Below are 11,657 nucleotides of genomic sequence, written 5' to 3' on the forward strand. Positions count from 1 at the left end.
TTCCCTTTTCACTTGAATTCATCAATTAACGATAGAAAATCTTCATTAATTCCTTTAACGCCTCAGGTGCTTTCAATGAGGCTGTCGTTCCAAAAAGCTCTTCTTCAAGATCGTATACTCTATCGTTCTTCACTGCATCAAAATGTTTCCAAACATCATTTGTTTGAAATTCCTCATTGAACATTTCCACGACTTCTTCTGGCATTCCATGTGATAGGCGTAATATGATATCAGGATTGCTGTTATGAAGATATTCTGTATTAGATGATAAGTATTCTGGATCTTGGCCTTCCATTACATTGGTGCCGCCCGCGCGTTTTACCAAGTCCCCTGCATAAGAATTTTCAGTAGCCACTAAATAACTTCCTGGAATCCCAAGTAAAATTAGCACACTTGGTCCTTTTCTATTCGCTGCAACCGTTTCTACTGCATCAATACTTTTCTGCAAATCGGCAACCAGCTTATCGGCTTTTTCTGTCCGTTCATAGCGTTCACCGAGTGTCTGAATTTCCTGTATCATAGAATCGACACTTTGGAAGTTTAAAAAATGTGCCGGTATGTTCAATTGCTCAAAACCATCCGTCAAATCATATTCCAATGTAGAAACAGATAAAAAGTCCGTTGGGTTCAGAGACTTTACGATTTCCATATCAGGCTGCATGGCATTGCCGATCGTAGGAAGATCATTGAAACGACTGGCTAATTGCTTTTCAGACTCTGGCACGGCAATTGCATCAATATCTAATTTATCAAGAATTTCTGCAATCACGACAGTCCCCGCTATGATTCGTTGATCATTCGTTTCTTCAGCTTCATTCTCAACAGGCGAGCTTGCTGCTTCCGTTTCTTTACTGGTATCGCTGCCACTGCACCCGGCTACAACGGATAATGCCATAATCGCTACGAAGAGCATGAAATTTCTCCATTTTTTTTGCACGTTGTGATCCTCCACTCATTACTCATTAACCATTTCTTTTTTTCCATTCTTAATACGACGAATCAGCAAGATCCCCGATAGGATACAGACGAAGAAAAGAAGACCGACCTTTAATAAATTGAAGGGTATGACTTGTTCATCTGGCTTATAGGCGATTTGATCCCCCTTCACCTCTTCTTCTGCCACCTGTCTGACTGGTAGTTTCTCATCTCTCTTCAGTTCATCCAAAGTACGGTCAAATAGTAATTGCTCTTCTACAGGAACTTCTTTAGGTGTTGCGACAGTTGAACTCGACTGCTTCTCCTTTTGAGATGGCCGTGTTGACTCAGGTGATTGTACATTCCTTCTCACAAGAGGTATCTTTGTCTCATTCGACGTAACCAGTTCAGGTATATCCACTTTGGTTTCAAATTTCATTGCTTGCTTTTCATCGAACTGTAACTGTGTAAAGTAGCTAGACGAATACATTAATTGAGGAATTTCCACTTCAGCCCAAAGCCGGATTTTCTTGCGGAAGTCTTCCACTTCAAACTCAATAATACGTGTATTGTCACTCTGTGAGATGACTTTCGGCTCTACCATTTTTCCTTGACGCTCTACCGTCAGAACTTTGATCCAAGATGATTGGATGATCTCCATCTGTGCATAAAAGCTGTCATCTTTTTCAATTATTTTCATGACAGGGTTTACATATGTCTGCATGACGGAGAGTTCTTCTTTGCCGTCTTTTAATAGCGTGTAATTGATAAGGTCACGGCTTTGTTGACTGTCACTTATTGATGGTTCTTCTCTTTCGAGGAATGAATCAAAGTTAATTACCATTTCCTGAGAAAACATTCTCGGCTTTTCATCTGCCGATAATTTTACTGTCCCTTCGAGCACGATCTTCTGTTTTACATCTTTCATATCAAACTGAACTAAATTTTCAGATCTATCCAGTAGGGAGTTAATTGTGGTTTCCTGCTGTTTTGCAGTTATGGAATTGATGATGCCGCCTTCAAACCTTATTGGAACCGACAATGCATATCGACCTTCATGGATGATTAACGTAGCGTGCTTGCTGAATAACTCTCCCAGTTCCACCGCTTCAAGTGCTAGAAAATTTAGTTCAACTTGATACACGCCATTCTTAAATTTTGTTGGTTCATCTGCTGTTACGACAGATTCTCCAAAATGAAAAGGAAGCAGCGCAGAGATGATTGATGTAAGCAAAGCTATATAGATTATTCTTCTCATTTCCAACGGTCGCTCCCTTTAATTGAAAAACAATTATGCCTCGGCGTAATTGCGTCCAGATTTTGAATTGTGCTTAGACCTACAGGATGTAGGTCATGCAGGTGTTGCCACAGGATGTGGCGATCTTAGCCTACATACTTCTATTATTCAGCAGGCTGCTGAATAAAGATAAAACGACAGGAACTTCCTCCCGCTGAGTAGAACAGCGAAAGGAAGTACATGTTAAAACTTATTATTTCTCCATAAATTCAAGTGAACCATTTAAGATCTTAGCCATTTGTGTACGTTTCAATGGGCTGCCTGGATTGATAACTGTCTTACCGTCCGTCGTTTTAGAGCCTGTCATTATATCTCCCGCATACAGAAGAGCGAAAGCCTTTTTCGTCTCTGGATCTGTTATAAGAGCTCTGTCCGCATAATAGGATAGACTTGTATCTCCGTAGCTCATTTCTTTTCCTGCAGCGTAATTTACGGCACGATAAAGCATCAATGCGCCTTGCTGGCGAGTCAATGTGTTATTCGGATTGAACTTGTCACCTTTTTTGACGATTCCTGCTTCGGCCAGCGCGTTGATTGCACCTACGCGTTCTTTGTCTGTAATGTTAGCGATATCCTTAAATCCTGCAGATTGAGTTGAGTTCAAGTCCAACGCACGTGCTACCATTAATGCAAATTGGGAACGTGTAATGTTGTTACGAGGGTTAAATTGATCTGCACCTTTAACAATTCCCTTTTCATAAAGAGCTAGAATCGCAGCTTTATTTCCATCCTTGTCAATATCTTTAAAAGGATTCGCACTTGGAGTTGGATTTACAACTGGCTTGTCGCTTGGTTTTACACCATCCAAGCCGATCTGAACTTTGTGATTTGAATCATATTTAACGCCTGCTTCGTCTACGATAACGTGAAGCTCTGCATCAACTAATTTTGTAAGATCAGCCACGTTAAATGTGTATGTGCGCTCATCTGTTGACTTGTCTTCGGTAGCAATCGCTATTTTTTTGTCATCGATTTTGAATTCTTGAATATAGTGACCTTTCGGAAATGTTACTGTTACTTCATTGCCATTTGTTACTTTCTTAACGCTTGCAGTAGGTGACATGTAATTCTTCATGATCGATTCTTCACTCGTACCATCTTTGAACACTTGCACTGCTACATTCTTAACTGCCTCTGCTTCTTCTTTAGCAACCTGTGCTTTGAAATCGAAGTCATACCAATGATCCATATTGGCAGCAGCTACAACTACATGGATTTTACCTGGGTAAACGGTATCCGTTGCCATTGGGAAACTGTATGTAATCGTCCCGTCTGCATTTTTTACTTCTGTTGCATCAACATATGTTTCGCCCTGTTTTGTCTGAAGTCCTGCAATCATTGGTGCAGATTTGGTCGGAATTGTTAATTGAGCTTCATATTCACCGTCTTTTTCAATTAGCTTTCCTTGAGGGACGATGTGACCGCTAATTGCGGGCTGTGGCTCGTTAGTTCCTGGTTTGTATACATGAAAATCTATTACCTGATCCGTTGCAGCTGTAGCTGCAATAGTAGTCGCAGCCTTGTCACTTGTTCCAATATTTGCAGACGCCGCTGTTGGAATGGAGAGTGATGCTGCGAGTAATGATGCAAGGACCACTTTCGTTGCGCGTGATGATTGTTTTTTCGTCATGATTGTTCCCCCTGTTTTCTTTTAAATTTAGTTCTATAAAGTAAAAATGCAGAACCTGCTAACGCAAAGATTAATAGGTATGGCGCTGAGTCACTAGTCTGTGGGTTTGCCACTTGTCCTTCAGTTGTTGGCTTTTTAGTTGTTGTTGCGTTTGTGGTTACTTTCTTATCTTCAGTTGTTTTAGTTTCATTCGTAGCTGGCGGAGTGACCGGAGCAGCATCCTCCATCGCATCGAAAACTATTGATACTGTGTATTCATGATGGTAATTAATATCTTCAATATCAACTTTCATCGCCGTTTTAATAGGTTGTGACAAGTCACTTACTGTAAATTGAACAACACGTGTGTCGGCTTCTTTATCTTCACTGACTATAGTCGCCCCGCCCGGCGGTTCGAACTTTGTAATCCACTCACTGTTTTTCAGTGTGATTTGCACGGTGGCAGTTCCATTTTTAGTCGTTACTTTCGCCGGTTTTACGAAATAATCATTGGCGATTGAAGCAGAGTTACTATCCGGCTGATTCACTTGATATTCGAGTGAATGTGTACCATCCGCAACCTGTGCTGAAGCTTTTGGCAAGGCAACAGTAAACAGTAAAAAACTTGTAAGTAAAACAAAAATAAATCCTTTTTTCACTTGTTGTAAATCTCCTTTCAATAAATCATTGTAAAAAATAACTGACACTAGGGAAGACCCAACGACTGGGCAAAATTCCACATCTAAATTATCGCACAAATGGTAGAAAGTACGAATGATAAACTATACTTTTCTACCGTTTCTCATGGCATTTGTGTGACAATTGAAGATTCATATTCAATTGAGTCGACAAGTGAGAACGATTATCATTTAATATATCCTGTTATCGTATCAATGTCAAACCTTTCTAATAAGACTTAACTATCGTATTGTTCTAGTCAAATCATTCACCAAGCTGGGAGGAATACATAATCTATAAAGAGAAGTTAATTAATAACGCGAGGAGTCGGATGATGGAATTTCAATCTTTTAGCGGAATTGTAATGATGATTGATGATTTTTCAACAGGCCAAGATAATGGAGCCGGATGTTATAAGCTGTTCGTGGTAGATAGCGGTTACGGAAACATAGTGAATTTTGTAGTAGGACCGACAACTTATTTTGTAGATCATGTAATGGTAGAGATAGGTGATCAGGTAACTGGTTTCTACGATGCAAATGCACCAGCCCCTCTTATCTACCCACCACAATTCAGGGCACTTGTCATGAGTAGAGATTCACCATATCAAAATGTGAAAGTGGACTATTTTAACCGTCGTCTGGAAAGTAGTGACGGAACGCTGCGACTGAATCTATCCCCGCAAACTCAAATCATCTTACAAAATGGCCAATCCTTTAATGGAGATATTGGCGGACGCGATCTAATTGTGGTATACGGTGCTTCTACAAGAAGTATACCTGCTCAGACTACACCTTATAAGATTATTGTACTTTGCTCTTAAACCGACCCACGTTGAGCTCAAAATGGGTATATAAAAAGAGACGAATCCTCTACTTTTCGAGGGCACGTCTCTTCTTTTATTCAATCCGATAGAAATTTCTAGTCGTTGCATAAATCTCTCGATAGACTTCATCTATATTCAAATGCTTTATTTCCGCGATCGTTTGGATACTTTTGTGCATCATCGAAGGGTGTGTCACTTTTCCTGAAAAATGACCTTCAAACGGCCATGGTCCGTCTGTCTCGACCATCAACTGTGAAAGTGGTGTCTGGTCGACAATATGCTGAACCTTTACTTTGTATGTGACATCCGGTGTCACGGAGACGACATATCCATTCGCTAGGATACGTTTTAGAATTGTATCCTCTCCCTTAAACCAATGAAAATGTGCTTTTTCAATTGAATAAGACTCCAGTAGATCGCAAACAAGAGCAGCATCTTCATAAACGGCATGCAGCACGATCGGCAACTCATAGCCCTTCGCCTTTCGGATGAATTGCTCAAGTACTTCTATGTAAGGTTCTACTTCTAAATCAGGTTGTTCTTGACGCGTATAATACGGCAAGCCCACTTCTCCAATGGCAGTAAGCCGGTGACTGTTTTGATCGATTACGTTCAGGATTGTTTGAAGTTCTTCCTCAGCCGGCAAAGCTTGTTCTGGATGATATCCGATTGCTGGTTTGATCCTATTGTCTAAACCTGCTAGTTCCAATTGACGATTGGATGATGCTAAATTACTCGATACAGTGACTAGTGCATCAACCGAACTTTCTTCTAACTTGTCTAGGAGAACGATTCTTTCCCCGTCTTCGTACATATCCAAATGAATATGGGCATCAATCAGACGTCTGCTCATGAACACCCCTCGCTTTCTGCTCCTACAATGTTTGAACATTCTGGAAGTTACTATACAATCAGAACTAGATGATCGTTGCTATATTTATCATATTATCACGTCTAGGGGGTTATGTTCTTTGCGATTGCTGCAAGCCGGATTTCATTATTATCTCGCCGGTCTAATTGTTTTGACGTTAGGCATCACATTAACGATCCAATCCGCACTGGGTGCTTCACCGTTTGATGCCCTTCTTGTTGGCTTATACCGCACATTTGGCTTAACAATCGGCAGTTGGGAAATTGTCGTTGGGGCAGCAATGGTCTTTTGTAACGCCATTGCGGAGAAGAAAAGACCTGAATATTACGCATTAATTTCGGCATTTATCACTGGCCTTGGAATTGACACATGGTTATTTTTATTACGTGATTGGATTGCACCGGGAACTTGGATCGGTCAATGGATCTGTACAGGAGCAGGAATTGTATTGATAGGTCTGGGTATTGCGATTTATTTACAATCCCAATTTGCGCCCAATCCAATGGATCGTTCCATGCTAATATTATCCAAGCTAACGGGTTTGAGTGTGACGTATACCCGCGCTATAATCAGTTTTATTCTCGTTATCATTGCTTTATTATTTGATGGAGCAATCGGGCTGGGGACGCTAGTGAACGCGCTATTTACAGGAGTATTTATTAGTTTTTTTTCACCTTACATAAAAGCACTAACAAATCGTCCAGAACTACTTAAGTAATGAAAAAACCGTAAAAAACTGACGTGTTAATCCCTGCTAACACGTTTTCTGGTACACAGGCAACTAACGCTTCTTTCGTTGATATGTGGACAGCATGACTCCGCCAACTATAAATAAAGATCCCAAAAGTTCTGATCCGGCGATTGGTTTGTAAAGCAGTAATACTCCCATTACCATGGCGACAAAAGGTTCAAGATTAGATAATATAGATGCCTTTGAAGCATCGACATACCGTATATTATTGTTCCAAATCAATGTCGCAATGCCGTGCACCACAATGGCGGTGCTAATCAGAAATGCCCAATCTGATATCTCGAAGCTGATTCGCAAAGGAGTATTTAATGTAAAAGCGAAGGGAATTGACACTACTAAACCGACAACATTTGAATAGAGCGTAATGGTGAATGGGTCTATTCGTTGAGAAAGAAGTCTGGTCATTATAACCATAATAGCGAAGGTAATCATCGTGATCACAATCCATATTAAACCTTTGTCGATCTGCAGGGAAGATACGCCCCCTTTGGTCACGACAAAATAAATCCCTATAAGAGCAACAACTGATCCCATCAACATTCGAATGGTGAACTTTTCTTTTAAAAAGATAGCCGCTAATACGCCAGTTACAATAGGTGCTGCGGCTAAAATCAATGCAGAAGTTGTAGGGTCTGCCGTTTGCAACCCTGCGAAAAATGACCATTGATTGATGAAAACGCCGATTACTCCAAGAAAAAACAGCGCAAGGAAGTCTGCTTTCGTAACTCTTCGTAACTGCTTTTTGTAAGCAGATATCCCAATTAGAAATAATACGATAAATAAAAGTCTGAGTGTGGTTAACATGGAGGGGGAAAACACTTCAACTAACATCTTTCCGAAAACAAAATTGCTTCCCCATACCAGCACACAAAATGTTAGCCAAGCGTAAGCTTTTAACATTTGCATCATCCTTCCTGCAACATAATGCTAACTGCCCTATTTTATACCCCGCAAGAATTTTCGTATACATTTTTGTTTGGTTCTTATCATTTACGTTCATATAACAGTTAAAAAAGGTACCTGTACCATACTGATTTCGGAAATCAATATGATGCAGGTACCTTAAATTTATTTATAAAAGCCCCGAAACCTACTAGGACACCCTTCTTACATTAGTCGTTCACTTTCGGAGATGGATAGTCAAAGCCTTTCGTATCCACTTCCACCTTCTTCATTTTCTGATCTTCTAACGGCTTATCTGAAGAGTCTGTTTCAGTAGCAACGATTGCATCCACAATTTCCATGCCCTCAATTACTTTTCCAAACGCAGCATATTCTTCGTCAAGCTGGGACGTATCCTCTGCCATAATAAAAAATTGGGAGCCTGCAGAATTTGGTTCCCCTGTGCGTGCCATTGAGATAACACCGCGTTCATGTTTCAGATTATTTTTAAATCCATTACTAGTAAATTCCCCGTCAATCGAATATCCCGGACCGCCTGATCCATTTCCCGAAGGATCTCCCCCTTGGATCATGAAACCTGGAATGACTCGGTGGAAAATCAGCCCATCGTAATAACCTTCCTCAATTAATGAAATAAAGTTGGCTACTGTATTTGGAGCTACAGAAGGATCTAATTCTAGGACGATTTTTTCGTCGTTCTCCATCGTAATCGTCACAATCGGGTTTTCTTCCACTTCTTCCGAATAATCTGCTTCTTTTACCGGTTGTTCCTCTGATTGCCCGTCTGTCTTCTCCTCCTGCTGCTCGTCTTTTGTTGACGATCCACACCCCACTAAAAGAAAAGCCAGCGCCATCAGGCTAAAGATTAAATAAAATGCTTTATTTCTTATAAACATCTACTTTTACAACTCCCTTATGTAATCTGCTCGTTCATTATATAACACATAATCAGGCAATTCACGCTAAATAGCGAACCCTATCCGATCATTCATCGTCATACTAACTTCCACAGAGACTACATTTCATCTTTATTTATATTTCCAGATTATAAATGAAACTAGAAGGAGGTGCCCTATGAGAGACAGCTTAATTCAGCAAAAAACAGTAAAAACACAGATCAAGAGAGCCTGGCTGCAACTTGTCCATTTTGGATGGCAGCAAGCCCTGTCCTGCCTGTTTCCAGTCGTTATCTTTGGCTCCTTAGCCTTGACCCAAGTCATTCCCCTGCCTATACTGCCTCGATACGACTGGCTACTCATCATCTTTCTTCTTATGCAATGGTGGATGGTGCGTTCGGGGCTAGAAACTCGTGATGAATTAAAAGTCATCACTATGTTTCACTTGATCGGACTGGCCCTTGAAATATTTAAAGTTAATATGGGATCCTGGTCATACCCCGAGGATGGGTATTTCAAAATACTAGGAGTGCCTTTATACAGCGGATTCATGTATGCAAGTGTTGCAAGCTATCTTTGCCAGGCATGGAGGAGACTGGATGTGAATCTCGTGAAATGGCCGCCACTTTGGGCAGTCGTGCCACTCGCCGCTGCCATCTACTTAAATTTTTTCACTCATCATTATTGGATTGATATTCGTTGGTGGTTGTCTGCGCTGGTTGTAATTGTTTTTTGGCAGTCTTGGGTCACATATGCAGTGAACGGAACACGATACCGTATGCCCCTTGCGTTTTCATTTGTACTTATCGGTTTTTTTATCTGGGTTGCAGAGAACATCGCAACGTTTTTTGGCGCTTGGAAATATCCGAATCAAAGCGACACATGGCAGCTGGTCGGCATAGGAAAATTAAGTTCTTGGCTGCTGTTGGTCATTGTTAGTTTTCTAATTGTAGCGACGTTGAAGATGATTAAAGAAAAATCACCTGTGAAATAGCAACTTAGAGAGACCTATACAGAATGGAGAATAAGTTATGCAAAAAGGTACCTGCGCAATATTGAACCCTATATTCAATAATGCGTAGATACCTTTTTTAATCAGACAAGCAATTTACTACTCCTATTCTCTATATCTTAGCGCCAAACCTTTTAAGAAATTTCTAGCGTATCGATCGCCACATTCTTTATAATTTCGGTGTCCTTCTTTTCTGAGAACTGCACTCAATTCACTTTTTGATAAATTAATCCCTGCATCCTGTAAGATCTCCAACATATCTTCACTCGTGAGCGAAAGTGCAATTTTCATCTTCTTGAGCAGGATATTATTCACGTTTCGGTCAGTCATTAAGAATTGGTTTTGCTCGTTCTCCGGCTTAATATCCTGCACTCCTCTTTTCAGGCTCACAAATCCATTTAAAAAGGACTCCAACATAGTATTATCGACTTCTTTAACGTACTCATTTTCTTGCGCTTCATCTTCTTTTGACTTCGACAACATTTTCTGAACTTCTTCTTTCGTCGTTTCCATACCACCCAACTCAAAAATCTCTACCATCGCTGTGTCTTTTATATCCAATGCATATCTTAATCGAGTAAGTATATCGTTATTATTCAATAGGATCACCTAACACCTTTCCTGTTTTAGCTGTTGTTCTAAGTATAGTACTATTTGCATTTCATTGTCTCAATTAACCCTTTTCTTTTTTCTCGATATTATTCAACTTATTTTTACATTATTTATACATTTGAAATATGAGAATTCCGATTCCACACAGACATTTATAGAAAGAAGCGCTCGAATCTTTTAAAGGAAATGATTCGTATACAGGAGAGGAGGAGATTAAATGCAGCCTACAAATGTAAAAGCTTGCACGCAATGCGGAGGATCGGCGATCGGAAAAGGAGTTCAAAGCGGATACGCAAGCGTGACAACTTATAAAAAGATGGGAATAGGTCATAAGCTGATCCATCTCATCTGTACGGATTGTGGTTGGGTGCTCGGGAGCTATGTGGAGAATCCGAGGGTCTTCAAGAAGACGATTGGAAAATGAAATGCTTCCGGTCTTATGCCTGAAAATAAGGCTTACCTATTTATCTCGCGTTTTATTTCCATTTAGAGCAGCTGATAGAGTTACTACCACTCCATTAAAAGCTATGTAATACATTTCTAAATTCAATTGAAAAATATCAACGAATATTTTATGGAATTTAATGTCAGGCTAAGTTTTTCGTTATTTGACGGTCATGAAGAAATCACCCCAAAAGGCTAACAAAACCTAGAGGGGGGATTGTCTTCGTTTATTGGTCTTCTACAATCTCTTGTGCTTCGTTCAACTGTTTCTTCATCATGTCTAACTGTTCTTTGTTTTGTTGAACGGAATCCATACGCTCATCATATTGCTCTGCCTTCGTTAATGCCTTTTCTGTTCGTACTATCGAATTAAAAGCATGCTCCACAGCTATCTCCTCAGGATGCGACATCGCCTGCTTCACCGAACGATCAGCCTTCTGAACAGAATTGCTTAAAAAAGTGCCTGGATGATCCTTTTTCCAACTTTGTTTTGAATTCTTAGCCATTTACGATTCTTTCCCTCCTGCAAATAAGATATTTTACGGCATGCTTAGTATTGTAAAAAAACCTGGAACTATGCGTGGTCAGGGATTAATGACAGTAGATATAATTACGTGGCATTTCCTTTTATAACATTTATTTATAATAAGGTTCTCCGTTGCTAATGTAAATACGACTTTCCCAATAAATATTTAGAATATTTGGAAGGAGATAATACATATGCCAACAAATAAGCTTGTCTTAACAGGTGAGCAAGAAGTGGACTTAGTAAATATAAAAAACATTAATATAAGGATTCTCATTTATGGATGAAAACCTTATCTTCCTCATCCTTTCCTATAC

13 protein-coding genes are annotated in these 11,657 nt (G+C 40.0%); 4 read left to right on the forward strand and 9 right to left on the reverse strand.

Annotated features, from left to right (window positions below):
* Positions 1-25: 25 nt before the first annotated feature.
* From isdE to isdC, 4 genes are all read right to left on the reverse strand, one after another.
* Positions 26-913 (reverse strand): heme ABC transporter substrate-binding protein IsdE, encoded by an 888-nt coding sequence (gene isdE / locus MKY93_RS20110; RefSeq protein ID WP_078818769.1) that lies wholly within the window; start codon positions 911-913, stop codon positions 26-28.
* A gap of 42 nt (positions 914-955) precedes the next feature.
* A complete protein-coding gene (locus MKY93_RS20115; protein WP_340760840.1) occupies positions 956-2,173 on the reverse strand; it encodes an NEAT domain-containing protein in 1,218 nt (405 codons plus the stop codon).
* Positions 2,174-2,405: 232 nt separating this feature from the next.
* On the reverse strand, positions 2,406-3,842 hold the full coding sequence (locus MKY93_RS20120) for an NEAT domain-containing protein (RefSeq protein WP_340760841.1): 1,437 nt from the start codon (positions 3,840-3,842) through the stop codon (positions 2,406-2,408).
* Entirely contained in the window at positions 3,839-4,480 is a 642-nt protein-coding gene (isdC, locus tag MKY93_RS20125; RefSeq protein ID WP_340760843.1) for a heme uptake protein IsdC, read from the reverse strand. The genes MKY93_RS20120 and isdC overlap by 4 nt, the downstream gene beginning before the upstream one ends.
* Positions 4,481-4,830: 350 nt before the next feature.
* Here isdC and MKY93_RS20130 point away from each other — a divergent pair, with 350 nt between their 5' ends.
* Entirely contained in the window at positions 4,831-5,322 is a 492-nt protein-coding gene (locus tag MKY93_RS20130; protein ID WP_340760845.1) for a hypothetical protein, read from the forward strand.
* A 76-nt stretch (positions 5,323-5,398) separates the two neighbouring features.
* On the opposite strand, the gene MKY93_RS20135 is transcribed toward MKY93_RS20130, so the two are convergent.
* Positions 5,399-6,178 (reverse strand): TatD family hydrolase, encoded by a 780-nt coding sequence (locus MKY93_RS20135; RefSeq protein ID WP_340760847.1) that lies wholly within the window; start codon positions 6,176-6,178, stop codon positions 5,399-5,401.
* A 118-nt stretch (positions 6,179-6,296) separates the two neighbouring features.
* Here MKY93_RS20135 and MKY93_RS20140 point away from each other — a divergent pair, with 118 nt between their 5' ends.
* Positions 6,297-6,914, forward strand: coding sequence for a YczE/YyaS/YitT family protein (locus tag MKY93_RS20140; protein WP_340760849.1), 618 nt, complete (start codon positions 6,297-6,299; stop codon positions 6,912-6,914).
* Between the two features lie 63 nt (positions 6,915-6,977).
* Here MKY93_RS20140 and MKY93_RS20145 read toward each other — a convergent pair whose 3' ends face one another.
* Positions 6,978-7,847 carry a DMT family transporter gene (locus tag MKY93_RS20145; protein WP_340760958.1) on the reverse strand — a complete coding sequence of 290 codons (870 nt, stop codon included), beginning with the start codon at positions 7,845-7,847 and terminating at the stop codon, positions 6,978-6,980.
* A gap of 212 nt (positions 7,848-8,059) precedes the next feature.
* Positions 8,060-8,746 carry a peptidylprolyl isomerase gene (locus MKY93_RS20150; protein ID WP_340760852.1) on the reverse strand — a complete coding sequence of 229 codons (687 nt, stop codon included), beginning with the start codon at positions 8,744-8,746 and terminating at the stop codon, positions 8,060-8,062.
* A gap of 178 nt (positions 8,747-8,924) precedes the next feature.
* Here MKY93_RS20150 and MKY93_RS20155 point away from each other — a divergent pair, with 178 nt between their 5' ends.
* Entirely contained in the window at positions 8,925-9,740 is an 816-nt protein-coding gene (locus MKY93_RS20155) for a DUF817 domain-containing protein (protein WP_340760854.1), read from the forward strand.
* Between the two features lie 123 nt (positions 9,741-9,863).
* On the opposite strand, the gene MKY93_RS20160 is transcribed toward MKY93_RS20155, so the two are convergent.
* The gene (locus tag MKY93_RS20160) at positions 9,864-10,364 is read right to left on the reverse strand and encodes a YehS family protein (protein ID WP_340760959.1); all 501 of its coding nucleotides are present in this window, start codon (positions 10,362-10,364) and stop codon (positions 9,864-9,866) included.
* Between the two features lie 223 nt (positions 10,365-10,587).
* Between MKY93_RS20160 and MKY93_RS20165 the strand changes: the two genes are divergently transcribed.
* Positions 10,588-10,794 carry a hypothetical protein gene (locus MKY93_RS20165; RefSeq protein WP_009499307.1) on the forward strand — a complete coding sequence of 69 codons (207 nt, stop codon included), beginning with the start codon at positions 10,588-10,590 and terminating at the stop codon, positions 10,792-10,794.
* A 247-nt stretch (positions 10,795-11,041) separates the two neighbouring features.
* On the opposite strand, the gene MKY93_RS20170 is transcribed toward MKY93_RS20165, so the two are convergent.
* Positions 11,042-11,320 carry a hypothetical protein gene (locus MKY93_RS20170; RefSeq protein ID WP_340760857.1) on the reverse strand — a complete coding sequence of 93 codons (279 nt, stop codon included), beginning with the start codon at positions 11,318-11,320 and terminating at the stop codon, positions 11,042-11,044.
* Positions 11,321-11,657: the final 337 nt, after the last annotated feature.

This window comes from Sporosarcina sp. FSL W7-1283 (assembly GCF_038003105.1).
Lineage (GTDB): Bacteria > Bacillota > Bacilli > Bacillales_A > Planococcaceae > Sporosarcina > Sporosarcina newyorkensis.